Source organism: Herbidospora yilanensis (assembly GCF_001570565.1).
In the GTDB taxonomy this organism is placed as follows: domain Bacteria; phylum Actinomycetota; class Actinomycetes; order Streptosporangiales; family Streptosporangiaceae; genus Herbidospora; species Herbidospora yilanensis.
This window is the reverse complement of sequence record NZ_BBXE01000014.1, coordinates 292,168-316,043: the sequence shown is the minus strand read 5'-3', so window position 1 is coordinate 316,043 and position 23,876 is coordinate 292,168. Positions and strand designations below refer to the sequence as shown.

27 protein-coding genes are annotated in these 23,876 nt (G+C 69.9%); 11 read left to right on the top strand and 16 right to left on the bottom strand.

The annotated features are described in order from the left end of the window. Positions 1-229: 229 nt before the first annotated feature. A complete protein-coding gene (locus tag AW273_RS05765) occupies positions 230-1,771 on the bottom strand; it encodes a recombinase family protein (protein ID WP_062345931.1) in 1,542 nt (513 codons plus the stop codon). A 10-nt stretch (positions 1,772-1,781) separates the two neighbouring features. Here AW273_RS05765 and AW273_RS05760 point away from each other — a divergent pair, with 10 nt between their 5' ends. Further along, positions 1,782-2,213, top strand: a complete 432-nt coding sequence (locus AW273_RS05760; RefSeq protein ID WP_062345929.1) for an aldo/keto reductase — start codon at positions 1,782-1,784, stop codon at positions 2,211-2,213. Between the two features lie 36 nt (positions 2,214-2,249). On the opposite strand, the gene AW273_RS05755 is transcribed toward AW273_RS05760, so the two are convergent. Next, a complete protein-coding gene (locus AW273_RS05755) occupies positions 2,250-2,717 on the bottom strand; it encodes a PIN-like domain-containing protein (RefSeq protein ID WP_062345927.1) in 468 nt (155 codons plus the stop codon). Beyond that, on the bottom strand, positions 2,698-3,258 hold the full coding sequence (locus AW273_RS05750) for a DUF433 domain-containing protein (RefSeq protein ID WP_232327094.1): 561 nt from the start codon (positions 3,256-3,258) through the stop codon (positions 2,698-2,700). Before AW273_RS05750 ends, AW273_RS05755 begins: the two co-directional genes overlap by 20 nt. A 208-nt stretch (positions 3,259-3,466) precedes the next feature. Here AW273_RS05750 and AW273_RS05745 point away from each other — a divergent pair, with 208 nt between their 5' ends. After that, the gene (locus AW273_RS05745; protein ID WP_062345925.1) at positions 3,467-3,646 is read left to right on the top strand and encodes an aldo/keto reductase; all 180 of its coding nucleotides are present in this window, start codon (positions 3,467-3,469) and stop codon (positions 3,644-3,646) included. 7 nt (positions 3,647-3,653) lie between these two features. Here AW273_RS05745 and AW273_RS05740 read toward each other — a convergent pair whose 3' ends face one another. Next, entirely contained in the window at positions 3,654-3,866 is a 213-nt protein-coding gene (locus AW273_RS05740; protein WP_062345922.1) for a S1 domain-containing protein, read from the bottom strand. Positions 3,867-3,889: 23 nt separating this feature from the next. On the opposite strand from AW273_RS05740, the gene AW273_RS05735 reads away from it, so the two are divergent. The 4 genes from AW273_RS05735 (at position 3,890) to AW273_RS05725 (ending at position 8,812) form a co-directional block, all read left to right on the top strand. Continuing rightward, the gene (locus tag AW273_RS05735) at positions 3,890-5,224 is read left to right on the top strand and encodes a phenylacetate--CoA ligase family protein (protein ID WP_062345921.1); all 1,335 of its coding nucleotides are present in this window, start codon (positions 3,890-3,892) and stop codon (positions 5,222-5,224) included. Between the two features lie 5 nt (positions 5,225-5,229). Beyond that, on the top strand, positions 5,230-6,909 hold the full coding sequence (gene polX / locus AW273_RS05730; RefSeq protein ID WP_062345919.1) for a DNA polymerase/3'-5' exonuclease PolX: 1,680 nt from the start codon (positions 5,230-5,232) through the stop codon (positions 6,907-6,909). A gap of 119 nt (positions 6,910-7,028) precedes the next feature. Next, on the top strand, positions 7,029-7,175 hold the full coding sequence (locus AW273_RS36980; RefSeq protein ID WP_157555584.1) for a hypothetical protein: 147 nt from the start codon (positions 7,029-7,031) through the stop codon (positions 7,173-7,175). Positions 7,176-7,381: 206 nt separating this feature from the next. After that, positions 7,382-8,812 carry a WS/DGAT/MGAT family O-acyltransferase gene (locus AW273_RS05725; protein WP_062345917.1) on the top strand — a complete coding sequence of 477 codons (1,431 nt, stop codon included), beginning with the start codon at positions 7,382-7,384 and terminating at the stop codon, positions 8,810-8,812. Positions 8,813-8,819: 7 nt separating this feature from the next. Here the strand turns inward: AW273_RS05725 and AW273_RS05720 are convergent, their stop codons facing one another. The 9 genes from AW273_RS05720 to AW273_RS05680 form a co-directional block, all read right to left on the bottom strand. Next, positions 8,820-9,116: a hypothetical protein gene (locus AW273_RS05720; protein WP_062345915.1), complete on the bottom strand. Its 297-nt coding sequence runs from the start codon at positions 9,114-9,116 to the stop codon at positions 8,820-8,822. A 15-nt stretch (positions 9,117-9,131) separates the two neighbouring features. Beyond that, positions 9,132-9,686: a TetR/AcrR family transcriptional regulator gene (locus AW273_RS05715; RefSeq protein ID WP_232327092.1), complete on the bottom strand. Its 555-nt coding sequence runs from the start codon at positions 9,684-9,686 to the stop codon at positions 9,132-9,134. Between the two features lie 128 nt (positions 9,687-9,814). Continuing rightward, positions 9,815-11,425: a monocarboxylic acid transporter gene (locus AW273_RS05710; protein ID WP_062345911.1), complete on the bottom strand. Its 1,611-nt coding sequence runs from the start codon at positions 11,423-11,425 to the stop codon at positions 9,815-9,817. After that, on the bottom strand, positions 11,426-11,755 hold the full coding sequence (locus AW273_RS05705; RefSeq protein WP_062345908.1) for a DUF485 domain-containing protein: 330 nt from the start codon (positions 11,753-11,755) through the stop codon (positions 11,426-11,428). It lies immediately after the preceding gene. Positions 11,756-11,939: 184 nt separating this feature from the next. Then, positions 11,940-13,427 (bottom strand): sodium/solute symporter, encoded by a 1,488-nt coding sequence (locus tag AW273_RS05700; RefSeq protein ID WP_062345906.1) that lies wholly within the window; start codon positions 13,425-13,427, stop codon positions 11,940-11,942. Then, the gene (locus tag AW273_RS05695) at positions 13,424-13,792 is read right to left on the bottom strand and encodes a hypothetical protein (RefSeq protein ID WP_062345904.1); all 369 of its coding nucleotides are present in this window, start codon (positions 13,790-13,792) and stop codon (positions 13,424-13,426) included. Before AW273_RS05695 ends, AW273_RS05700 begins: the two co-directional genes overlap by 4 nt. Before the next feature lie 10 nt (positions 13,793-13,802). After that, complete coding sequence (locus tag AW273_RS05690) at positions 13,803-14,555, bottom strand: LytR/AlgR family response regulator transcription factor (RefSeq protein WP_062345902.1); 753 nt, start codon at positions 14,553-14,555, stop codon at positions 13,803-13,805. Between the two features lie 217 nt (positions 14,556-14,772). Further along, entirely contained in the window at positions 14,773-15,948 is a 1,176-nt protein-coding gene (locus AW273_RS05685) for a sensor histidine kinase (protein WP_062345900.1), read from the bottom strand. A gap of 10 nt (positions 15,949-15,958) precedes the next feature. Then, the gene (locus tag AW273_RS05680; RefSeq protein ID WP_062345898.1) at positions 15,959-17,314 is read right to left on the bottom strand and encodes a cation:dicarboxylate symporter family transporter; all 1,356 of its coding nucleotides are present in this window, start codon (positions 17,312-17,314) and stop codon (positions 15,959-15,961) included. A gap of 123 nt (positions 17,315-17,437) precedes the next feature. Here AW273_RS05680 and AW273_RS05675 point away from each other — a divergent pair, with 123 nt between their 5' ends. Continuing rightward, the gene (locus AW273_RS05675) at positions 17,438-19,009 is read left to right on the top strand and encodes a sensor histidine kinase (RefSeq protein WP_062345896.1); all 1,572 of its coding nucleotides are present in this window, start codon (positions 17,438-17,440) and stop codon (positions 19,007-19,009) included. Beyond that, entirely contained in the window at positions 19,006-19,677 is a 672-nt protein-coding gene (locus tag AW273_RS05670) for a response regulator (protein ID WP_062345893.1), read from the top strand. The genes AW273_RS05675 and AW273_RS05670 overlap by 4 nt, the downstream gene beginning before the upstream one ends. On the opposite strand, the gene AW273_RS05665 is transcribed toward AW273_RS05670, so the two are convergent. Further along, complete coding sequence (locus AW273_RS05665; RefSeq protein WP_269750215.1) at positions 19,665-20,114, bottom strand: HIT family protein; 450 nt, start codon at positions 20,112-20,114, stop codon at positions 19,665-19,667. The two genes, AW273_RS05670 and AW273_RS05665, sit on opposite strands and share 13 nt — an antisense overlap. 76 nt (positions 20,115-20,190) lie before the next feature. Here AW273_RS05665 and AW273_RS05660 point away from each other — a divergent pair, with 76 nt between their 5' ends. Beyond that, positions 20,191-20,538, top strand: a complete 348-nt coding sequence (locus tag AW273_RS05660; protein ID WP_062345888.1) for a hypothetical protein — start codon at positions 20,191-20,193, stop codon at positions 20,536-20,538. Between the two features lie 6 nt (positions 20,539-20,544). Here the strand turns inward: AW273_RS05660 and AW273_RS05655 are convergent, their stop codons facing one another. Both AW273_RS05655 and AW273_RS05650 read right to left on the bottom strand, forming a co-directional pair. After that, positions 20,545-21,699, bottom strand: a complete 1,155-nt coding sequence (locus AW273_RS05655; RefSeq protein WP_062345886.1) for an acyl-CoA dehydrogenase family protein — start codon at positions 21,697-21,699, stop codon at positions 20,545-20,547. After that, positions 21,696-22,211 (bottom strand): MaoC family dehydratase, encoded by a 516-nt coding sequence (locus tag AW273_RS05650; RefSeq protein ID WP_062345884.1) that lies wholly within the window; start codon positions 22,209-22,211, stop codon positions 21,696-21,698. Before AW273_RS05650 ends, AW273_RS05655 begins: the two co-directional genes overlap by 4 nt. Positions 22,212-22,310: 99 nt before the next feature. Between AW273_RS05650 and AW273_RS05645 the strand changes: the two genes are divergently transcribed. Both AW273_RS05645 and AW273_RS05640 read left to right on the top strand, forming a co-directional pair. Next, a complete protein-coding gene (locus tag AW273_RS05645) occupies positions 22,311-23,246 on the top strand; it encodes an inorganic phosphate transporter (protein WP_232327090.1) in 936 nt (311 codons plus the stop codon). Beyond that, positions 23,243-23,875, top strand: a complete 633-nt coding sequence (locus tag AW273_RS05640; protein WP_062345880.1) for a DUF47 domain-containing protein — start codon at positions 23,243-23,245, stop codon at positions 23,873-23,875. The genes AW273_RS05645 and AW273_RS05640 overlap by 4 nt, the downstream gene beginning before the upstream one ends. The last annotated feature ends 1 nt before the right edge of the window (position 23,876 follow it).

The following is a 23,876-nucleotide window of genomic DNA, read 5'->3' as shown; positions in this document are numbered from 1 at the left end:
GTGGAAACGTTCTCCACTGGCGCCACCCGGCGGCCGAGAGCCCACCCCAGCCTCATCTTTTATTTTTGTTTGTTGGCTTAGGTCAGCGATTCGCGGTCGAACAAACCGCTGGGGAGCTACCCCGCGCCAGGCGCCACCCTGGCATGCGACTCGTGTTGCCTGAGAGCCACTCGCGTGTCTCCGTGCCATCTACAACTACCAGGCCACACCGACAGTTCCCGAATGTGATTCAGCCTTCAGACCAAATGGGGTCCAGTAGGTCAGGATTGAACACCTTGCTCCCCTTGATTCCCGGATAAACGATCACCGCTCGAAACGCCTCGCGCAGATAGGCACGCTTCGTGGACAGCGGCATACCGCCTTCCTCCTCCGGCAGATACCAGCGTCGACGGAAGTCCTCCACGTCGATGACCTGCCGGGCCGCATCCCTCTCCACCGTCGCCGTGTGCTTCTTCGACTCGCCACGAAGACGCGCGATCGTCTTCTCCAGGTCCCCGGCCAATTGGAAGAACAGGTCATTGGACATGCCGCCGGAATTCCACTGAACAGAGAGCGCCTTCAGACGCTCTTGCGCGTCGTTCAGTTCTTTCGCGCCTGCCCACTCCTGAGGCCGGACTCCCTGTCGCCGAGCCATCTCCTTGTCTTCCAGACTCGCCAGGAGCGCCTCAGAGATGAACTCGTCCACGAGGTCGCCCCGCCGCGAGACACCCCCGCAGCCGCCCTCCGACTTGGACGGGCAGGCGTACGCATGCTGCCTGACGTCCGTCTGCCCGGTCACCCGCAGCTTGGTGTTACACAGAACGCCGTCCGGCCCCGTCTTCCCGCACCGCAGAATGCCGACCAGCAGATAACGCGCGTCCCGATAGTCCGGCGAGTGAGCCGGTCCAAGTTCGCCGTTCCGGCGGACGAAGTGCCCCTTTCGCCCGTCGAACATGTCGCGAATGGTCTGCCACTCCTCCGGAGAGATGATCGTCTCCCAGACGCCTTCCACCGGGTTGCCATCAGGACCACGGACGAGTTCCCCGCCGATCTCCCGCCACCCGCACAGACGCGGGTTGGTCAGCACCACCTTGAGGGACCGCGAGATCCAGTCGTTGCCGAGGCTGGTCTTCACGCCGAGGCGCTGCCACTCCATGACGATCGAATACACAGACCGGCCACCGATGAAGTCCCGTGCCGCCTTGCGCACCAGGTCGGCCTCAGCCGGGTCGAGAGTGCGCCGGTCGTCCTTCCACCCGAACGGTCGAGGCCCGCCACTCGGTACGCCGCGCTGTGCCCGCGACTGGTGAGACGTCCGCATCCGGCGCTGCATCTTGCGGACCTCCATCTTGGAGATCACCGCCCCGAACAGGCCCATGCTCTCCACGTCTTCGCTGTACAGGTCCTTGATCTGCCGCTTGTCGGCGTACACCCGTCCGTCGCGGTGCGTGAAGGCGTCCACAACCCGTTCATAGTCACCGGGACGCCGCACTAGTCGGTCATCGGCAACGACGACCAGGCCGGAAACCGTCGTGCCGTCCGAGAGCCTGCCGGCCTTGAGGACCTTCAACAGAAGCTCGAAGTCATCGCGGACCACGTCCATCTTGGCGGCCGACTTGTCGTTGTCGGTGAACTCCGCCACCACTACCCAGCCGTTCCGCCTGGCCGTCTCGTGGTTAATGCGGTGCTGGTCCTCCACGCTGTGCTCATCCCGCCGAAGGTCGGCGGAGGCGCGAGCGTAGGACACGACGGGGATCGTCCCGCTGGTCAGCGCTACCGGAAGCTTCTGCATACGTCTCATCATGCATGAGTTGCACAACTACAACCTCCTCTACCGCGAGGAGGAGCGCGAGATGATCCCGCTCTGCGCCGACCAGGGCGTGGGCCTCATCCCGTGGTCCCCGCTGGCGAGGGGCCTGCTGGCCCGTGCCGGGCAGGAGCAGCACACCACCCGCCAAGAGGGCGACGGCGACCGCCAGCGCTTCCTGTACGGCGGACCGGGAGACGGAGACGTCCTGGCGAAGGTGGCCGAACTCGCCGGCGAAAGAGGTGTCGCCCCCGCGACGCTCGCACTGGCCTGGCTGCTCCACCAGCCCGGCATGGTCGCGCCCATCATCGGCGCGACCAAGGACGGCCACGTCCCCGACGCGGTTGCAGCGGTGGACCTTGAGTTGTCGAAGGAGGAGTTGAAGGCGCTGACCAAGCCCTATCAGCCGCGCGAAATCTCCCTCTAACCAGCTTCGTCGGGAATCAGCGACGCTGCCGACGCATCAGCAGTCCGCTGAGGGCTGCGATGCGTCCGGCCAATGCTTCGGCGGAACACTCGATGGATCGACCACCCGTAAACGAGCCGATGCGGTCGGATCGACAGCTCTCAAGGTGATCAACTGCTGGCGGTCCACGGTTTCGAGTAGCGCCAAGGCGGCGGGGAGGGCTGCGGCTACCGTGGCGATCGCAATGCCCATGCCGATGAGACCGGAATGTTTGTGGGGGTACTCGATCCGGTGGAGTCGCGATGCGGCGATGGCGGCCACCTCACGCGGACGCTCCATCTGCCGGCCGTCATTGGTGAGTATGACGTGGAACCCCTCTGCCGCAGCACGGAGATAGAGCATCTCATCCCGAGTTCCCGACCAGCCGAGCATATCTAGCAGGTGCACAATTTCGTGCCCCTGGATGAAGGTGGTCAGTACCCGGTGCAGAGGACGGGGGACATTCTCATCCAGCAGCAGCCTCACGCTGCTCCTTGAGTGGTTCGTAGCTGTCTACGTAATCAGCGAAGTCTCCTGCGTCTCGCGCGGCCGTCGCCGAAACGCTGGGGTAGTAGTCGGAAATCCCCTCGGCCGACACACCGTCTCGCAGCAAGGCAGCGACATCGTCGTAGGGGACGCGAGTGCCCTCGATCACGGGGATTCCGCCTCTGACCGCCGGATCGACGGCCACATGTTCACGCGGACGGAGGAGGTCGGGGATGTGCCGCCCATCCCGGTAGAACGGCTTTAGGACGTCCACCATCTGATAAATGACAAGATTGGTCTTGTTGCGAACCAAATCGGTGGCCCGCTCCGGTTCTACTAGGTAGATCGTCGATTCATCGGCCACGAACTGGTACGCCGACAGATGTTCGCGTTCCCCTAGATCGTCCCGCAGCGTGTCCAGTGCACGCCGGATCTTCTGGAGGGACGTGTCGTTCCGGAGTTTTACACAGGCTCGCAGAGCGACCAGATCGCGGAACGAGTAGAGAACCGGCCTGATGGCGGAGATCTCCGGCACCAGCACGGCGCCCCTGCTGGTGGCCCTACGCCAGTGAGCGAGTTGCTGAAGCGTGGCACCTGACAACGCCGCCGCTAGCTTCGGGCTGTAAGACACCTGCTTCACCTCCCCTGAGCCGATCCGTCTCGGCCATCATTGCAAACGTCTGTTCCATTCGCTCGACTTACTGGCCAGTCGATTGCTCGGCTCTTGCGTTCGGCCGCTCGCGGGAGACGTGCTCTACCTACCGCCGGAGGCCTGGCTGCTCCACCAGCCCGGCATGGTCGCGCCCATCATCGGCGCGACCAAGGACGGGCACATCGGCGACGCCCTGGCCGCCGTCGGGCTCGACCTGTCGGACAAGGAGCTGGCCGCCCTTCAGGAGCCCTACCAGCCCAGGTCCGCCCACTTCTGAAGCGGGGTCAGGCCGTCACGGACACCGCGCGGTACGGATAGCCGTCCTGGCCGGGCGCCTCCCATTCCAGGTCCACCGGCTGGCCGGCGGTCAGCACGCGGTAGCCCTCGGCCTGGATGTGGCTGAAGTGGGTCCAGCAGCCGCCGGGGGTCTCCGGGGAGTCGACGACTCCCCAGCCCTCGTCGGCGTGCCACTCCCGTACGACCCCTCGAACCCCCATATCCGGACGATACAGTCGCGGCCATGGCGCCCATCGAGTTGTTCCAGCGTGTCGCGGCCACCGTCCCGGCCTATGCCGCGTTCCTCCGGGAGCACGGCGTCGACGCCGCCTCCATCAGGACCGAGGCGGACTTCGCGACGCTGCCCTTCACGACGAAGGACAACTACACCCGGCGCCATCCGCTCAACGACCTCTGCCGCGACGGCGTCCTGAGAGGCATGATCGCCGTCTCCTCCGGGTCGACCGGCGAGCCGTCGTTCTGGGCGCGGACCGCCGACGACGAGAAGGTCATCGCCGACCGGTTCGCCCAGGTCATGGATGGTTTCGGCCGCAGGCCGACGCTGGCGGTCGTCTGTTTCTCCCTCGGCACCTGGGTGGGCGGGCTGTTCACCCTCGCCTGCGTCAGGCACCTCCAGGACCGCGGCTATCCGATCACCGTCGTCGCCCCGGGCAACAACCCGGCGGAGATCGCCCGGGTCCTGCCGCAACTCGCCCCGCTGGCCGAGCAGACGGTCCTGTTCGGCTATCCGCCCTTCGTCAAGGACGTCATCGACACCCTCGACCTGCCCTGGGCGTCGTACCACATCAAGATCGTGACCGCGGGTGAGGTCTTCTCCGAGGAGTGGCGCACGCTGGTCGCCGAGCGGGCCGGGATCGCCGACCCGGTCCGGTCGTTCGCGTCCCTGTACGGCACCGCCGACGCCGGCGTCCTGGGCAACGAGACGCCGCTGTCCATCGAGATCAGGCGGCATCTGGCGGCCCGGCCCGACAAGGCCAGGGAGATCTTCGGGGCCGACCGGCTGCCGACCCTCGTCCAGTACGACCCGGCTGTCCGCTACTTCGAGGAGTCGGGCGGCACCCTGCTGTTCAGCGGCGACAACGGCATCCCGCTGATCCGCTACCACATCGCCGACGAGGGCGGCCTGATCCCCTATCGCGAGATGCTCGACCGGATCGGCTTCGAGCCGGCGCAGCAGGGGCCGGAGTTGCCGTTCGTCTACGTCTTCGGCCGCAGCCGCTTCGCCGTGTCCTTCTACGGCGCCAACGTCTACGCCGAGAACATCTCGGTGGGCCTGGAGCAGCCCGAGGTCAACCGGGCGGTGACGGGCAAGTTCGTGCTGGCGGCCCCGGAGGGCGCCGACGGGCTGCACGTCACCGTCGAACTGGCTCCCGGCCAGGATCCGTCCGACGACCTGGCCGAGGAGGTCGCGGCCCGGATCGTCACCCATCTCAGGCGGCTGAACAGCGAGTTCACCCATTACGTGCCGGAGCGGAAGCAGCTCCCGCTGATCACGCTGCGGCCCTACGCCGACCCCGGAGACTTCCCGCCCGGCGTGAAGCACCGCTATGTACGCTGATCGACATGGCACGGGCGAATGACGAGGCCGCTGCGGCCCTGGAAGAGTACGCCGAACTGTTCGCGCTGAACGGCGGCGACGCCTTCCGCGTGCGCAGCTACCAGAAGGCGGCCAAGTCGATCGCCGGTTACCCCGACGACCTGCGCGAGATCCCGGTCCGCCAGATCCCGGGCGTCGGCGAGGCGATCGCGAAGAAGATGGAGGAGTTCCTCGAACGGGGCAGCTTCCGCCAGCTCGACGACCTGCGGTCGAAGGTGCCCGACGGCGTGCGGAGACTGACGAGGATCCCGACCCTCGGGCCGAAGAAGGCGCTGTTCCTGTTCCAGGAGCTCGGGATCGACTCCCCCGACGCCCTGGCGGCGGCGATCGGCGAGGGGCGGCTCAAGGGGCTGAAGGGGTTCGGGCCGAAGACCGAGGAGAACATCCTCAAGGGCATCGCGCAGATGGCCGAGACCCGCGTGCACCTGGGCGTCGCGGCCGAGCTGGCCGACCGGGTCATGGCCTCGCTCGACGCCGAGCAGATGACCTTCGCCGGGTCGCTCCGGCGCATGCGCGACACGGTCGGCGACATCGACATCCTGGCCGTGGGCTCGCCGGAGCTGATGGAGCGGTTCGCCGGGCAGCCCTATGTCACCGAGGTCATCGCGCGGGGCGACAAGAAGACGTCGGTTCGCACCGACCGGGGGCTCCAGGTCGACCTGCGGCTGGTGCCGCAGGAGTCGTGGGGGGCCGCGCTCATCTACTTCACCGGGTCGAAGGAGCACAACGTCCACCTTCGCGAGATGTGCGTGAAGAAGGGGTGGAAGCTCTCCGAATACGGGTTGTTCGACGCCGACGACAACGTCATCGCCGCCGCGACCGAAGAGGACATCTACGCCGCGCTCGGGATGGAGTGGATCCCCCCGACGCTGCGCGAAGACGGCGGCGAGATCCAGGCCGCGCTCCGGCACGAGCTGCCCCGGCTGGTCACCCTCGACGACCTGAAGGGCGACCTGCACACCCACACCGACCTGACCGACGGCATCGCCACGCTGGAGGACATGCTGGCCGCCGCCGCCGGGCGCGGCTACGCCTACTACGCCGTCACCGACCACGCCCCCGACCTGGTCATGCAGCGTATGACGCTGGAGAAGGCCCTCGCGCAGCGGGCCCGGCTCGACGAGCTCCAGAAGAGCTACCCGGACATGCGGCTGCTGCACGGCAGCGAGCTCAACATCGGGCCCGACGGGAGCGTCGACTGGCCCGAGGAGATCCTCGCGGGCTTCGACGTCTGCGTGGCCAGCGTCCACTCCCACTTCAACCAGTCGCGCGACGAGATGACCCGCCGTTTCATCGCCGCGTGCGAGAACCCGGAGGTCGACATCATCGGCCATCCCACCACCCGCAAGATCGGCAGGCGTCCGGGCGTCGACGCCGACTGGGACGCGGTCTTCCGCGCCGCCGCCCGCACCGGCACCGCGCTGGAGATCGACGCCTACCCCGACCGCGCCGACCTGCCCTCCGACCTGGTCCGCCTGGCCCGTCACCACGGCGTCAAGTTCTCCATCGACAGCGACTCCCACGCCATCCCCCACCTCGACAACCAGAAGTTCGGCGTCGGCATCGCCCAGCGCGGCTGGCTGACCCCCGACGACGTGATCAACACCTGGCCGCTCGACCGGCTCCTCCGGTTCCTCGGCCGTTAGTTCCCCTTCCTCCGTTACGGCTCCCGCCCGGCCGGCACCGCCCACCGCCCCCGGCCCGCACCGCACCCGGCGCCCCGCACCGCTCCCGGTCCCCACCGTCACGGGCAGGTGCGGCCTGCGTGCCGGACTCGCAGGAAGAGGGCCCCGGCGTGCCGCTCGCGCGAGCGGTAGATCACAATGGGTACAGGCAGCCGGAAATCACTGCTTACGACAAGATGGGGTATTTGTTCCACGCCATCGTGCCGCAACCGGTGATCATCGAGTAGCGAAGTGTTACCTTTGCGGAAGGTTCGCTGGTTTTCGTGCAGCTCGCGGGGGTTCGCGGGGGGCTGGCCGCCTATGGGGGAAGTACGGGGAGACGATTCCGCGCTGTCAGAATCGCTCCTTGGAGACGTCTTGGTAACGCCCCGGTAACCGCTCCTCAGGAGGATGGGGGCGGAACCCGGCGGAGAACGACAGGGGGAGGTTGCCCATGGGCCAGCTCACGGCACTCGACGCGCAGTTCCTCAGCACCGAGTCCGACACGACGGTCACCCACGTCGCCGGCGTCGCCGTCCTTGACGGCAGCGTCACCCGGGAACGCCTGGTCGCGCTGTTGCGCGACCGGGTCCATCTCGCGCCGCCGCTGCGGATGCGCCTCGCCGACGTGCCCTTCGGGCTCGACCGGCCCTACTGGACCGAAGACGACGACTTCGACGTCGACGACCACGTCCACGAGTCGACCCTGCGCCACGAAGACGAACTCGCCGTCCACGTCGCCCGCCTGCACGCCCGCAAGCTCGACCGGAGCCGCCCGCTCTGGGAGATGCACCTGATCCACGGCCTCGGCGAGGGCCGCGTCGCCGTCTACACCAAGGTCCACCACGCCGCCATCGACGGCGTGTCGGGCTCGGAGATCCTCGGCGCCTTCCTCGACCTCACGCCCGAGCAGCGGCAGGTCGACCCGCCGTCGGCCGACATGCCGCGCGCCAAGGCGCCCAACCCGGCCGAGATGCTCGCCGGAGCGTTCGGCCGGATGCTGGCCCAGCCCGGCGACGCGGTGCGGTCGCTGACGCGCGCGGTCGCCGACCTCGACGCGATGCCGGTCTCCGGCGGCCTGCCCGGCGCCCACCGGGTGGCCAGCGCCGCCCGCCGCCTGCTCGGCGAGAAGCCGCTCCCGCCGCTGCCCTCGCTGGCCGCGCCGCGCACCCCGTTCAACGGCCCGATCACCCGCATGCGCACCTTCGCCTACGGGTCGATCGCGCTCGGCGACGTGAAGCACGTCGGCCGGTCGTTCGGCATGAGCGTCAACGACGTCGTGATGACGGTCGTGTCGGGCGCGCTGCGGTCGTGGCTGGAGGAGCACGCCGCGCTGCCGGGCCAGCCGCTGGTGGCGGCGGTGCCGGTGGCGGTGCGCACGACCAAGGGGCACGAGACCATCGGCAACCAGATCTCGGCGATGATCACCCCGCTGGCCACCGACGTCGCCGACCCCGAGCAGCGCCTGTCGGCGGTCAGGGGCCTGATGGCCACCGCCAAACGCCGCTTCGCGGTCTCGCGCACGAACTGGCTGAACGACCTCTGCTCGGTGTTGCCCGCCCCGATCGCCAACCTCGCGACGCCCCACCTGTTCCGCCTGGCCGGCAAGGTGACGCCCGGGGTGAACCTGATCGTGTCGAACGTCCCGGGCCCGCAGTTGCCGCTCTACCTGTGCGGGGCCCGGCTGCTGGCCTACTACCCGATGTCGGTGCTCAGCGACCTGACGGGCGGCCTGTCCATCACCTGCCTCTCCTACGACGGCAGCCTCGACTTCGGCGTCGTCGCGTGCCCGGCCAGGGTGCCGGACGTCTGGCGGATCATGGACCATCTGCGCGAGGCGATGGCGGAACTGGTGAAACTGGCCGACGCGGTCGACGCCGACTGAGCGGGCTCTACGAGAGCCGGATTCGCGGGCGCGCGTGCCGGCCGGCGGCCGCTGATCTCAGGAGCCGCAGGCAGAGCACGCTGAACCAGGCCGAGATCACGACGACCCCGGCGGTGAAGAGCAGCAGGCCCCAGGCCGCTCCGCCGGACGAGGCCATCGCGGCGAAGCTCGCGAAGAAGAAGACCCCGCTGAGGGCCGAGCCGGCCGCCCATCCGGTCGAGCCCTCGGCGTGGCACCGCCTGGCCACGACGAGGGCCGCGACCGTGACGGCGGGGAAGCCGACCGCGCCGCAGGCGAAGTGCACGGCCGAATGCTCATTTCACCCGAACTGCCGCAAGGCCGTCGCCATCAGGTCGGCCACCACGTCGGCGTCGATCGTGTGCCCGGTCAGATGGGCGATGCTCTCCTGGTAGAGCAGCACCGCCGCGAAGGTGGCCGCCGCCGCCTCCAGCCGTGCCGCGTCGCCGCGCCCGCCCGGCAGCGCGAGTTCCAGGGCGAACCGCGCCCGGCGGATGATCTCGGAGTTGAGCCCGTGGATGCGGTCTTTCACCGACCGGTGCGTGTCGGCCTCGCGGAACAGGATGCGCCGCATCGACGGCGAGGCCGTCAGCGGCAACCGCCGCGCCAGCTTCGACAGGGCGCGGGCCGCGTCGCCGGGCGCGGGCTCGGGATCCTCCTCGGTCACGAGGGTGCGTTCGTCGACCAGGGACACCAGCACGTCGATCTTGCGGGGGAAGTAGTGGAACACGAGCCCCTTGGGGACGCCGGCGACGGCGGCGATGCGCGCGGTCGGGGTGGCGTCGTAGCCGCCGCCCGCGAACAGTTCCTCGGCGGCGTCGAGGATCCGGCTGCGGGCGTCCGATGGGCTGTCCACGCGCCGACCATAACCGCTGTCCACACCGGCCCGACATGCCGGAAAAGGCACACCAGCCTTACAGGCGAGAAGCCCCCGGGGGCGGGTCCCGGGGGCTTCTCTCCTGGAGGGGTTACTGGGTGGCGCTTCTAGTGAGTGGACGCCTTCTCGGCGCCGACGCCGGTGAGGGAGCGGACCTCCATCTCGGCGTACTTCGACTCGTTGTACTCCTTGCTCATCCGCGTGGCCAGGTAGCCGCACAGGAAGCCGATCGGGATCGAGAACAGGCCCGGGTTCTCCATCGGGAACCAGTGGAAGTCCATGTCCTTGATCAGCGAGGTCGGGCGGCCCGACACGACCGGTGAGAAGATCACCAGGACCAGGGCGGAGATCAGACCGCCGTAGATCGAGGCGACCGCGCCGGCCGTGTTGAACCTCTTCCAGAACAGGCTGTAGAGGATCGCGGGCAGGTTGCCCGAGGCCGCGATGGCGAAGGCCAGGGCGACCAGGAACGCCACGTTCTGCGCCTGGGCCAGGATGCCCAGCCCGATCGCGACCGCGCCGATGACGAAGGCCGAGACGCGGGCGACCAGGATCTCCTGCTTCTCCGTGACGTTGCCGCGCTTGAAGACGTGCGCGTAGAGGTCGTGGGCGAAGCTGGAGGAACTGGCCAGGGTCAGACCGGCGACGACCGCGAGGATCGTGGCGAAGGCGACGGCCGCGATGACGGCCAGCAGGATCGTGCCGCCGACCTCGCCGAAGATGGCCTCGCCGATGGCCAGCGCGAGTTGCGGCGCCGCCGTGTTGCCGGCCGCGTTCTCGGTCCGGATCGCCTCGCTGCCGACCATGGCCGCCGCGCCGAAGCCCAGGACCAGGGTGAGCAGGTAGAAGGTGCCGATGATGCCGATGCCCCACAGGACCGACTTGCGGGCGTCCTTGGCGGTGGGCACGGTGTAGAACCGGATCAGGATGTGCGGCAGACCGGCGGTGCCCAGAACCAGGGCCAGGCCCAGGCTGATCAGGTCGAACTTGCCCCAGATGCCCTGGGCCTCGGTGCCGTAGCGCAGACCCGGCTGGTTGAAGGCGTCACCCTTACCGCTCTGCGCGGCCGCCTCGCCCATCAGGCCCGAGAGGTTGAAGCCGTACTTGCCGAGGACCAGCAGCGTCACCAGGGTCGCGCCGCCCATCAGCAGCACGGCCTTGACGATCTGGACCCAGGTGGTGCCCTTCATGCCGCCGACCACGACGTACACGATCATCAGGATGCCGACCCCGACGATGGTGAGCGCCTTGCCCGAGTCGGAGGTGATGCCGAGCAGCAGGCCGACCAGCGCGCCCGCGCCGACCATCTGCGCCAGCAGGTAGAAGATCGAGACCACGATCGTCGAGACGCCGGCCGCGGTGCGGACCGGGCGCGGGCTCATCCGGAAGGCGAGCACGTCGGCCATCGTGTACTTGCCGGAGTTCCGCATCAGCTCGGCGACCAGCAGCAGCGCGACCAGCCACGCCACCAGGAAGCCGATGGAGTAGAGGAAGCCGTCGTAGCCGTAGAGGGCGATGAGGCCGGCGATGCCCAGGAACGAGGCGGCCGACATGTAGTCGCCGCCGATGGCCAGGCCGTTCTGCGCCGCGCTGAAGGCGCGGCCGCCGGCGTAGTAGTCGGCGGCGGTCTTGTTCTGCCGGCTGGCCCAGAAGGTGATCGCCAGCGTCCCGACGACGAACAGCAGGAACAGGACGGTGGCGAGTGTCGTGTGGCTCATTTACTTGTCCACCTTCTCGATCTCACCGCGCAGCTCGTCGGCCAGGGGGTCGAGCTTGGCCGCCGAGTGCCGCGAGTAGGCCCACGAAATGTAGAAAGTGGACACGAACTGGAGCAGTCCGAAGATCAACGCGACGTTGATGTTGCCCAGCACCTTGATGGCCATGAAGTCGCGCGCGAAGGCCGACAACACGACGTACAGGAGGTACCAGACCAAGAAGGCGACCGTCATCGGGAACGCCCACGAGCGGTAGCGGCGGCGCAGCTCCTGGAACCGGTCCGTCGCTCTTATCTGCTCATATACCGACGAGTCATGTTGCTCCGTCGTCACGAGACCTCCCACGCTGTGATCTGGATCACCCACACGGTAGGAGTGGACGCTACCCCGGGAGGAGATACGGAGACCCGTCCTTCGCCGAGCAGACGGGCAAAGGCGCTCAGTGTTGTACGGCTTGCGCCGAATGGTCCGCTATCCACGACGAACGGCACCCTTTTCGGCCGACCTCAACCGTCCGTTATGACGACCGTGGACGCCAATCGCCCCGGTCCACGTCAAGTGTCTCGGGTGTGTGGAGACGTACCATCGTGCGCGCCACGTTCGGCGGCGTCCGGCCGGGGGTGAGCAGCGAGACCACGACCATGACGGAGAAGGAGATCGGCACCGTCCAGGCGGCCGGCTGGGCCAGCAGCGCCCCGGCCCAGCCGCCGTGCGGCCCGCCGACGACGGTGACCAGCCCGGCCACGGCGGCGAGGCCGCCACCGGCGAGCAGCCCGGCGATGGCCCCCGACGTGGTGAGCCGCCGCCACCAGATACCCAGCACGAGCAGCGGGCAGAACGACGAGGCGGCGACGGCGAACGCCAGCCCGACGACGTCGGCGACCGGCAGCGCCCGCGCGACGACGGCCAGCCCGAACGGCACCGCCACCCCGATCACCGTGGCGACCCGGAACGACCGCACGCCGTCGGTGAAGCGCAGGATGTCCTGCCCGAGCACGCCCGCCACCGACACCGCCAGCCCCGACGACGTCGACAGGAACGCCGCGAACGCCCCGCCGGTGACCAGCGCGGTCAGCAGCTCCCCGGCGATCCCGCCGACGAGGTGCCCCGGCAGGGCCAGCACGACCGAGTCGGGCCCGTCCAGCGACAACGAGTAGACCCGGCCGAGGTAGCCGTAGATCGACGGCAGCAGGTAGAAGGCGCCCAGCAGCGACAACACGACCAGGGTGGTGCGCCGCGCGGCCCGCCCGTCGGGGTTGGTGTAGAACCGCACGAGCACGTGCGGCAGCCCCATGGTGCCCAGGAACGTGGCCAGGATCAGCGAGTACGTCGCGTAGACCGGATGCTCGCGCCCGTGCAGCGGCAGCGCCCACGGGTCGCCGGCCTGGAGGCCGGGAGCGCCGTCGGCCCGCCAGGCCAGCAGCATGAACACCAGCGGCACGGCCAGCGCGGTCAGCTTCAGCCAGTACTGGAACGCCTGCACGAACGTGATCGACTTCATCCCGCCCGACAACACGTTCACCGCCACGACCCCGGCGACCAGCAGCCCGCCCGCCCACGCGGGCGCCCCGGTGATCGCCCGGAACACCATGCCCGCGCTCTGGAACTGCGGCATCAGGTAGAGCCACCCGATGAGCACGACGAGCACGCTCGACACCCGCCGCACGACCATCGACTCCAGCCGCGCCTCGGCGAAGTCGGGCAGCGTGTACGCCCCCGACCTGCGCAGCGGCGCCGACACCAGCACCAGCAGCACGAGGTAGCCGCCGGTCCACCCGACGGGCAGCCACAACATGTCGGCGCCGTAGGTGAGGATGAGCCCGGCGATGCCCAGGAACGAGGCCGCCGACAGGTACTCCCCGCCGATCGCCGAGGCGTTCCACAGCGGGGTGACGGTGCGCGAGGCGACGTAGAAGTCGGAGGTGGTCCGCGACACCCGCACCCCGAACGCCCCGATGAGGACCGCCGCGAGCACCACCAGCACGATCGCGACGAGCGAGCTCAATCGCCCTCCACCAGTTCGGCGAACCGCCGTTCGTTGCGCTCGGCCGCCCGGACGTAGAGCCAGGCCCCGACGACGAACGCCGGATAGATGAGCCCGGCGAGCACCAGCCACGGCAGCGGCAACCCGAGGACGACCACCTCACGCATCGACGGGACCAGCATGAACAGTAAGGGCAGCCCGCCTATCACGCAGGCCAGCAGCGTGCAGACGAACAGGGCCAGGCGGAGCTGGGTGCGGATCAGCGACCGCATGTAGACCTCGCCGAGCCGCGTCTGCTCGTCGATCTCCCGCGTGACGGGATACCGGGGACGGCGCGCGGCGGCGGCCCGGGGACTGGTGACGGTCTCGCGACGGGGCTTGGTCATGTCGGGCCGGTCATTGGTCCGGTTTGGCTCTGCGGGCGCGGCGGACCAGCAGGTCACGGAGTTCACGCGTGTGGCGGCGGCTGACCGGGATCTCGGTGTCGCCGATGCGCACGACGCAGCGGCCCGAGTCGATGTGCAGCTCGTCGATGTGCTTGACCGCGACCAGGTGGCTGCGGTGCACCCGCAGGAAGCCCGCCGAGGCCCAGCGCTCCTCCAGGGCGGCGAGCGGGATGCGGACCAGGTGGCTGCCGGTCGCGGTGTGGAGGCGGGCGTAGTCGCCGCGGGCCTCCACGTAACGCACCTCGGTCGAGGCGACGAACCGGGTGACGCCGCCGAGTTCGACCGGGATGGTGTCGCTGGTCTCGGGCTCGGTGTAGGACTCGCTGCCGGCGCAGACCCGGCGGATCGCCTCGGCCAGGCGGTCGGGGCGGACCGGCTTGAGCAGGTAGTCCTCGGCCTTCAGCTCGAAGGCGTCGACGGCGTGGTCCTCGTAGGCGGTGACGAAGACGACCTTCGGCGGGCGCGAGAACTGGGTGAGCAGCCGCCCGAGCACGACCCCGTCGAGGCCGCGCATGCGGATGTCGAGGAAGACGGCGTCGATGGGCCGCCCGTCGGCCATGGCCCGGTCGAGCAGCTTCAGCGCGGCGGCGCCGTCGCGGGCGGTCTGCACCTCGCCGATGCGGGGGTCGGCACGCAGAAGATAGGCGAGGTCTTCGAGCGCGGGCTGTTCGTCGTCCACAGCCAGCACCCGCAACCCGCTCACGTCCTACCCCTTCTCTGGATGAGTCCCTAGAGCGTGATAAATCGCCATTTGGAAGTCAACGCTCGTTCGGAATCGTTAACTACGAAGCTCTTCCGTTACGGCTCCGCCCACCCCGGCGCCGACCGCCGCCCGTGGCCCGCACCGCACCCGGCGCCGACCGGCCGCGCCCGCTCGCCCGGCCACGAGCAGGTGTGGCCGTGCCGGGCGGCCGGCCCGCTCACCGGACCGTCACCCCCGGCCGGTACTTGGGCATCCGCATGCTGACCTTCGTCCCCGCCCCCTTGCCGGTCTCGACGACCAGCCCGAACTCGTCGCCGTAGACCTGGCGGAGCCGCTCGTCGACGTTGGCCAGGCCCACTCCGGTCGCGCGCTCCTCCCCCGCGAGCACCCGCCGGAGGTGCTCGGGGTCCATCCCGAGCCCGTCGTCCTCGACGGTGATCGAGCACTCCGACCCGGCGTCCTCGGCGACGATCGAGATCCGGCCCACGCCGGGTTTGCTCTCCAGCCCGTGCCTGACCGCGTTCTCGACGAGCGGCTGGATGCACAGGAACGGCACGGCCACGGCCAGCACTTCGGGTGCGATACGCAGGGTGACCTGGAGCTGGTCGCCGAACCGGGCCCGCTCCAGGGTGAGGTAGCGGTCGATCGAGCGCAGTTCCTCGGCCAGGGTCGTGTAGTCGCCGTGCCGCCGGAAGGAGTAGCGGGTGAAGTCGGCGAAGTCGATGAGGAGCTCCCTGGCCCGTTCGGGGTCGGTCCGCACGAACGAGGCGATCGTCGTGAGGGAGTTGTAGATGAAGTGGGGGGAGATCTGCGCCCGCAGGGCCCGTACCTCCGCCTCCATGAGCAGGGTGCGCGACCGGTCGAGTTCGGCGAGTTCGAGCTGGGAGTCGACCCACCGCGCGACCTCCTGCACGGCCCGCACCAGACCGGCGGAGGTGTGGTCGCCGTAGGCGGCCAGCGAGCCGACCACCCGGTCGTCGGTGGTGAGCGGGACGACGACGGCGTGCCTGATCGGGCATTCCGGCAGCGTGCAGGAGAGCTGGAGGACCTGGATGCGGCCGTCCTTGAGGGTGCTCCTCGCGTGGTCGAAGGCCTCGCGGGCGTGGTGGTCGCCGGTCCCGTCGTAGACGAGCAACTCCTCGGCGTTGGTGATCGCTATCGCCGGTGAGCCGAGGAGTTGCCGCAGGTGACGTGAGGCCTTCAGGACGCCCGCCTGGGTGAGCCCGGCGCGGAGCGGGGGCGCGGCGAGGCTGGCGGTGTGCAGGGTCTCGAACGTGGCCCGTTCGGCCGGGCCGCTGCCGAGTTCGCGGCGTCCGCTCAGCACACGCCACAACACCACCGCCGGTACGCCGACCAGGGCTGCGACCACCAGGACGGCGACCAGGGGCTCCACGTCGCGGAGCCTACCGGACCGATTCGGGAACAGCGTCCTTCGATGCGGCCTCCGATGCGCTTTCGTGCTCCTCGTCCAGCAGCGTGGTCTCGTCGAACGGGTCGCGGCCCGACAGCACCTCCTGGGCGCGCTCCCGGTCGAACTCGCCGGTCCAGCTCCCGATGACGACGGTCGCCACCGCGTTGCCGGCGAAGTTGGTCAGCGCGCGGGCCTCGGACATGAAGCGGTCGATGCCGACGATGAGGCCGACGCCGTCGACGAGCTCGGGCCGGTGCGACTGGAGGCCGGAGGCGAGGGTGGCCAGACCGGCGCCGGTGACCCCGGCCGCGCCCTTGGACGCGATCATCATGAAGACCAGCAGCGACACCTGCTCGCCGAACGACAACGGGGCCCCGGTCGCGCTGGCCACGAAGAGGGTCGCCATCGTGAGGTAGATCGCGGTCCCGTCGAGGTTGAACGAGTAGCCGGTCGGCACGGTGATGCCGACGACCGGGCGGCTCACGCCGAGGTGCTCCATCTTGGCGATCAGCCGCGGCAGCGCCGACTCCGACGACGAGGTCGACAGGATCAGCAGGAACTCGCGCCGCAGGTAGGAGAACAGCGAGAGCACGTTGACGCGGGCCACCACGTGCAGCAGCGGGCCGAGGATGACGAACACGAACAGCAGGCAGGTCGCGTAGAAGCTGAGCATGATGACGCCGAGGCTGGTGAGGGCGTCGACGCCGGTGGCGCCGACCACCGCCGCCATCGCGCCGAACGCGCCGACCGGCGCGGCCCACATGATCATGGCGAGGATGCGGAAGACGAGCCGCTGGATGTGCTCGACGCCGGTGAGGATGGGCGTGGCGCGCGGCCCCATCGCCTGCAGGGCGAACCCGGCGAGCAGCGCGACCAGCAGCGTCTGGAGCACCGAGCCCTCGGTGAACGCCGAGACGAGCGTGGCCGGGATGATGCCGAGCAGGAACGCCGTGGTGTCGCTCTCCCCGCCCTTGGCGGCCTCGGCCGCGGCGGCCTCCCGCGCGGAGTCGGTGAGCTGCAGCCCCTGACCGGGGTCGACCAGGTTCCCCACGACCAGGCCGATCGCGAGCGCCACGGTCGACATGACCAGGAAGTAACCGAGGGCGAGCCCGCCGACCCGGCCGACCTTGGCCGCCTTGGCCACCGAGCCGATGCCGAGCACGATGGTGCAGAAGATGATCGGGCTGATCATCATCTTGATCAGCGCCACGAAGGCGGTGCCCAGCGGCTTCAGCGCCACCCCGAGGCCGGGGGCGAGGAAGCCGACGGCGACACCGGCGACGGCCGCGACGATGACGGCGAGGTAGAGGTAGCGGGTCTTGTCGCGCCTCACCTGGGGTTCGGACATTGAGTTCACTCTCCCTGGGGGGTGTCGGTGGGGCGACTATCTGCCCAGGGAGTGACCTGGGTCACTATTGCGTACATTTCGTTCACCGGACCGAGTTAGAACGAGTCAGAAGAGGTGAGGCCGATGCGGCGGTGGAGCCTCGCGCGGCAGATGCTCGCGCTGCAGATCGTCGTCGTGGTGGCGACCGTGGCGGCGGGCACCGTGATGGCCGTGCTCCAGACCCGTGAGCTGGTCGCGGAGGACGCGACGGCGGTGACCCGCGCGGTCGCGGTGAGCGTGGCGTCGGCGCCGTCGGTGCTGGCGGCGCTGGACGAGCCCGACCCGACGGCCCTGCTCCAGCCCTACGCCGAGAAGGTGCGGGCCGAGACCGGGGTCAACTTCATCACGATCATGACGCCGACGGGCATCCGCCACACCCATCCGACCCGCGAGGAGATAGGCAAGCCCTACCTGGGCAGCATCGCCCCCGCCCTGGCCGGCCGGCCCTACAGCGAGACCTACACCGGGACGCTGGGCCCCTCGATCCGTACCATCACCCCCGTCGAGGACGCCTCGGGGCGGGTCAGGGCGCTGGTGAGCGCCGGTATAACGGTGGAGAACATCGGCGGGCGGCTGCGGGAGCAGGTGGAGGCCGGCGTGCTCGCGGGCCTGCTCGGCCTGGCCGCCGGCACCGCGGGCACCTACCTGGCCGGCCGCCGCCTCCGCCGCCACACCCACGATCTCGGAACCCACGAACTGACCCGCATGTACGAGTACCACGAGGCGATCCTGCACGCCGTCCGCGAGGGCCTGCTGCTGGTCGACGGCCGCGGCGTCCTCACGCTGTGCAACGACGGCGCCCGCGAGCTGCTCGGCCTGCCCCTCGACGCCGAAGGCCTGGGCATCACCGAGCTGGGCCTGCCGCCCTCCCTCACCGAGCTGCTGTCCTCCGGCGGAGACCGGACCGACGAGATCCACCTGACCGGCGACCGGGTCCTGCTGGTCAGCGTCGCCGCCGTACGCTCGGGCGCCCGCTCCCTCGGCACGGTCGTCACGCTGCGCGACCACACCGAGCTCCAGGACGTGACGGGCCAGCTCGACGCCGAACGCGGCTTCGCCGACGCCCTCCGCTCGGCCGCGCACGAGTCGGCCAACCGCCTCCACACGGTGATCTCCCTGGTGGAGCTGGGCCGCCCGGAACAGGCGGTGGCCTTCGCGACCGAGGAGCTCCGCGCCGCGCAGGAGCTCACCGACCGCGTGGTGGCGGCGGTCCGCGAACCGGTCCTGGCGGCGCTGCTGCTGGGCAAGTCGGCCCAGGCCGCCGAGCGCGGCGTGGAACTGTCGATCAGTCAGGAGAGCGACCTCGACGACATCGGCCTCGACCCCCACGACCTGGTGGCCGTCCTCGGGAACCTGATCGACAACGCCGTCGACGCCGCCATGTCGGGCGTGCCGCCGGCCCGGGTGGAGGTGCACGTGGGGACGTCCGGCGACTCGTGCGAGATCCGCGTCGCCGACAGCGGCCCCGGCCTCGACCCGGCCCGCGTGGCGGAGGCCTACCAGCGCGGCTGGACGACCAAGGGCGACGGCCGGGGGCTGGGCCTGCCGCTGGCGGTGCAGGCGGTGCGGCGGCTGGGCGGCACGATCGACGTCTCCACCGGCGCGGGCGCGGTGTTCACGGTCCGCCTGCCCCTGCCCGAGAGGACGATGTCGTGATCTCGGTGCTCGTGGTCGAAGACGAGGAGATCACCGCCGAGGCCAACCGCGTCTACGTCGACCGCGTCCCCGGGTTCGAGGTCGCCGGGGTCGTCCGGTCGGGTGGCGAGGCGCTGCGCTTCCTGCGGCGGCGGAGCGTCGACCTGGTGCTGCTCGACCTCTACCTGCCCGACATGCACGGCCTGGAGGTGTGCCGGGCGATTAGGGGCGCGGGCATCCTGTGCGACGTCATCGTCATCACCTCGGCCCGCGACCTGTCGATGGTCCGGTCGGCGGTGTCGGCGGGCGTGGCCCAGTACGTCCTGAAGCCGTTCACCTTCGCCGCGCTGAACGAGAAGCTGCGGCAGTACGCGAAGTTCCGCTCGACGGTCGACGCCCCCGGCGAGGCCAGCGGCCAGGGCGAGGTCGACGACATGCTCGCCGCCCTGCGCGGCCCGGCCCGCTCCCACCTGCCGAAGGGCCTGACCCAGCCGACGCTGGAGGCCGTGGTGGCCGAGCTGCGGGGCGCGTCCGAGGGCCTGTCGGCGACGGCGGTCGCGGCCTCGGTCGGGGTCTCCCGGGTGACCGCCCGCCGCTATCTGGAGCACCTGACCGACAGCGGGGTCACCCGCCGTCTCCCCCAGTACGGCGGGATCGGCCGGCCCGAGCTGGTCTATCAGCTCATCTGAGCGCGGATCTTCGCGGCGTAGTCGCGCGCCTCCTCGTCGGAGGCGTATTTGGTGCGCGGCCAGAAGAAGCCCCGCAGCCCGTCCTTCGGGTTGCGCGGCACGACGTGGGTGTGGAGGTGGGCGACCGACTGCGAGACGACGTTGTTGAGGGCCACGAAGCTGCCCTTCGCGCCGAGCCCCGTCATGACGGCCCGGGTGAGGGCCTGGACCCGCTCGAAGTAGGGCCCGACGTCGGCGAGATCGAGCAGGGTGACGACGTGGGTCTTCGGCACGACCAGGACGTGGCCCTTGAAGACGGGCCGGTGGTCGAGGAAGGCGAACACGACGTCGTCCTCGAAGACCCCGAGGGTGTCGGTCTGGCCGGCCACCATCGCGCAGAACAGGCAGTCACTCACCTTCGCGACCCTAGTTGACCGGCGGTCAGGATCGGCCGACAACTTTCCATTGAAGATTCAATCATCTTTGGCTTATGATCCGGTCACTCGGAGATCTTGTTGAACCGGAAGGCAGAAGATGCTCACGTTCACGAAGCAATCCGTAACACGCCTGGCCGCCGCGGCGTTCGCGGCGGCGGCGGTGGCCACGGCGGCGGCTCCGGCCTCCGCCGCGACCGGGCCGTCGGGCACGGTGAACTTCTACGCCGACGCGTGGTTCACCACCCAGATCGCGGCCTACGACGCCGCCACCCTGGGCACGGGCTGCCACGCCCTGCCCTCGGTCGCCCACGCGGAGTGGAACGACTCCGACGTCGCCATCCAGGTCTACGCCACCGCCGACTGCACCGGCTCCGCCCTCTACTTCCCCGCCAACGACATCCACAGCTTCGTCAGGTTCGACGCGCGGAGCTTCCGGATCGCCTGACCGCGGCTACCAGCCGACCTTCAGCGCACCCTTGAGGAGGGCACGGGCGATGACCATTCGCTGGACGTCGTTCGTGCCCTCGCCGATCGCCATCAGCGGCGCGTCGCGGTAGAGCCGTTCGAGCACGAACTCCTGCGAATACCCGTAGCCGCCGTGCACCCGCATGGCCTCCATCGTCGTGGTCAGCGCCATCTCGGAGGCGAAGTACTTCGCCATGGCCGCCTCCCCGGTCACCGCGCCCCGCTCCGACCGGGTCGCCGCCCAGTAGGTCATCAGCCGGGCGGCCTGGATCTCGGTCGCCATGTCGGCGAGCTTGAGCTGGATCGCCTGGAAGTCGGAGATGGGCTGCCCGAAGGCCGTGCGCTCCCTGGAGTAGGCCAGGGCGGCGTCGTAGGCGCACTGGGCCACGCCGACCGCGCGGGCCGCGATGTTGACGCGCCCGAGTTCGAGCGCCGCGAGCACCTGCTGCATGCCCCGGCCCTCGACCCCGCCGAGCAGCCGATCGGCCGGAACCCGCACCGCGTCGAGGACGACCTCGCACGTCTCGGTCCCCTTGTAGCCGAGTTTCGGCAGGTCGCGGCTGACCTGCAGATCGTCCTGGTCGATCAGCAGGACCGACATGCCCCGGTGCGCCGGGGTCCGCACCGACGTCTTCACCAGCACGGGCAGCGGATCGGCGTGCCGGGCGTTGGTGATCCACGTCTTGGTGCCGGTGACCACGTAGTGATCGCCGTCCCTGACGGCGCGGGTGGCGATGCCCTGGAGGTCGGTCCCGGCTCCGGGTTCGGTCAGGGCGATGCCGGTACGCCGCTCACCCGACGCCCACCCCGGCAGGAACTCCTCCTTCTGGGCGGCGGTCCCATACTGGGCCACCATCCAGGTCGCGAGCGAATGGGAGCCGAGGATGCCGGCCACGCCCATCCAGCCCCGCGCGATCTCCTCGAAGACGAGGGCGAAGGACACCCGGTCGAGGTCGAGACCCCCGTACACCTCCGGAACCGTCATGCCGAACAGGCCCAGCGACGCGAACGCGTCGACGATCTCGGCCGGGTAGCGGCCCGAGCGTTCCCATTCGGCCGCGACCGGGACGATCTCGGCGTCGACGAACGCGCGCAGCGTCTGCTGGAACAGCCGCTGGTCGTCGGTGAGGTCGAAGTTCATGCCAGCGGGCCGTTCTTCGCGACGGGGAAGAAGCCCTTGTCGTGGGGGGCGTCGCGTTTGTAGACCATGACGGAGCGCCGCCACGACATGACCTCGTCGCCGTCCTGGTTCAGGCCGCGGGTGCGGCAGGTGACGATGCCGGCGTAGGGGCGCGACCTCGACTCGCGCACGGCCTCGACCAGCGACTCGGCGTAGAGGGTGTCGCCGATGAAGACCGGATGGGTGAGCCGGATCTCGTCCCAGCCGAGGTTCATCGAGGCGTTCTGGCTGACGTCGACGACCGACAGGCCGAGCACGATCGCGACCGACAACCCCGAGTTCACGATGATCCTCCCGACCGGGGCCCGCGCGGCGAAGTGGGCGTTGAAGTGGTTCTGGTTGGTGTTCATCGTCAGCAGGGTGAACCAGGTGTTGTCCGCCTCGGAAATCGTGCGGCCGAGGGGGTGCTGGAAGACGTCGCCGACGACGAAATCCTCGTAGTAACGGCCGAGATGGGCTGCGTGTACGGTCACTCCCCTATCGTCCCCAGATCGCCTCCGGAGTGATCACCCCGCCGGCCGGGAATGTCTCGGTAAACAAATGGTGAACAAAAGGCAAACGAAGGGAGATTGTTGTCCGCCTCACTGGCTGTTCTCGCCGGAGTGTTCGCGGTGGTCTCGGGGGTCAACGACGGAGGCGCCCTGCTCGGCGCCGGGCTCCGGGTCCCGGGGGTGCGCCCGCTGCTGGCGCTGTTCGTCCTGGTCGCCGCCGTCGCGGCGGTCCCGATGGTGACGTCGCGGGTGGCCGCGACCTTCACGACCCGGCTGGCGTCGCTGCCGGGCTCCGCGGGGCAGGTCGCGATGACCGTCGCGGTGGTCTGCGCGCTCGTCGTCGTGCTGGCCCTGAGCAGCCGGGGGTGGCCGACCAGCCTGACCCTGGCCATCGTGGGAGGCCTGACCGGCGCGGCCGCCGGGCTCGGGCTGCCCGTCTCGGCGGGCGGAGTGGGCCTGGTCCTGGTCGCGGGCATCGCCGCCCCCTTCGTCGGGGCCACGGTGGCGGTGCTGGCCAGCCGCGTGGTGTCGGGGCTGAGCCGGGCGCAGTCGCTGCCGCGGCTGCACTGGGGCGGGTTCGCGGTGCAGTGTCTCGCGTACGCCGCCAACGACGGCCAGAAGATGCTGGCCGTCTTCCTCGTCGGGCTCGGGGTGGGCGGCGCCCCTCCCCTGGTCTGCCTGCTGGTCGCGGCGCTGTTCGCGGTCGGGGCCGTCTACGGGTTGCCGCGCGCCGGGCGGACCCTCAGCCGGCAGTTGCTGGCCGCCCGTCCGCTGCACGCCGTGGCCGCCGGGCTCGGCAGCGGCCTGTCGGTGATCGGCTGCGCGGCGGCCGGGGCGCCGGTGAGCATGACGCAGGCCATCGCGGGCGGCTTCGTCGGCGCGGGGGTGGCCGACAGCGTGCGGCGGGTGCGGTGGGCCGCGACGTCCAAGATCGTGCTCGCCTGGACGCTGACCCTCCCGGTCAGCGGCCTGCTGGGACTGGCGGCCGGGCTGATGATCAAGGAGGTGGGCGGGTGAGACGGCTCCGGCGGATGTTCGGCATGATGCGGGGCCGCATGGACACCACCCTGGCCGACGCGCTCATCGGCCAGCTCGACGCGACCCGGGAGGGCGCGTGGCTGGCCATCGCGATGAGCGGCGGCGAGATCGGCCGCACCAAGGCCCACCAGGCGATGCGCGAGATCGAGCACCGCGGCGACACCTGCCGGGCCCGCCTGGTCGCCGAACTGGCCGGCGCCCTGGTCACCCCGATCGACCGGGAGGACCTGTTCCGGCTGTCGCGGTCGATCGACGACATCCTCGACTCGCTGCGCGACTTCGTCCGCGAGTCCCACCTCTACCGGGTGCGCGGACGCCAGCGGTTCGCCCCCATGCTCGACCAGGTCATCGTGGGCGTCGACGCGCTGGAGAAGTCGGTCCGCGACCTGGCCGCCCGCTCCTCGGCGGTCGGCCACGACGCCCTGGAGGCCAAGAAGGCCGGCGGCACGATCCGGCGGATGTACCAGTACGAGATCGCCCGCATCCTCTCCTCCGACATCACCGCCGAGGCGCTGCGCGAACGCGAGCTGGTCCGCCGCCTGGAGATCGTGGGCACCGCGATCGGCGAGGCCGCCGACGCCATCGCCGACGGCGCGATGAAGCGGTGAC

Bases quoted from the DNA above. Each gene is read 5' to 3' on its own strand.
- AW273_RS05765 (WP_062345931.1), bottom strand. From the start codon at position 1,771: ATGCAGAAGCTTCCGGTAGCGCTGACCAGCGGGACGATCCCCGTCGTG.
- AW273_RS05760 (WP_062345929.1), top strand. From the start codon at position 1,782: ATGCATGAGTTGCACAACTACAACCTCCTCTACCGCGAGGAGGAGCGC.
- AW273_RS05740 (WP_062345922.1), bottom strand. From the start codon at position 3,866: ATGGGGGTTCGAGGGGTCGTACGGGAGTGGCACGCCGACGAGGGCTGG.
- AW273_RS05735 (WP_062345921.1), top strand. From the start codon at position 3,890: ATGGCGCCCATCGAGTTGTTCCAGCGTGTCGCGGCCACCGTCCCGGCC.
- polX (WP_062345919.1), top strand. From the start codon at position 5,230: ATGGCACGGGCGAATGACGAGGCCGCTGCGGCCCTGGAAGAGTACGCC.
- AW273_RS05725 (WP_062345917.1), top strand. From the start codon at position 7,382: ATGGGCCAGCTCACGGCACTCGACGCGCAGTTCCTCAGCACCGAGTCC.
- AW273_RS05710 (WP_062345911.1), bottom strand. From the start codon at position 11,425: ATGAGCCACACGACACTCGCCACCGTCCTGTTCCTGCTGTTCGTCGTC.
- AW273_RS05695 (WP_062345904.1), bottom strand. From the start codon at position 13,792: ATGACCAAGCCCCGTCGCGAGACCGTCACCAGTCCCCGGGCCGCCGCC.
- AW273_RS05680 (WP_062345898.1), bottom strand. From the start codon at position 17,314: ATGTCCGAACCCCAGGTGAGGCGCGACAAGACCCGCTACCTCTACCTC.
- AW273_RS05675 (WP_062345896.1), top strand. From the start codon at position 17,438: ATGCGGCGGTGGAGCCTCGCGCGGCAGATGCTCGCGCTGCAGATCGTC.
- AW273_RS05660 (WP_062345888.1), top strand. From the start codon at position 20,191: ATGCTCACGTTCACGAAGCAATCCGTAACACGCCTGGCCGCCGCGGCG.
- AW273_RS05655 (WP_062345886.1), bottom strand. From the start codon at position 21,699: ATGAACTTCGACCTCACCGACGACCAGCGGCTGTTCCAGCAGACGCTG.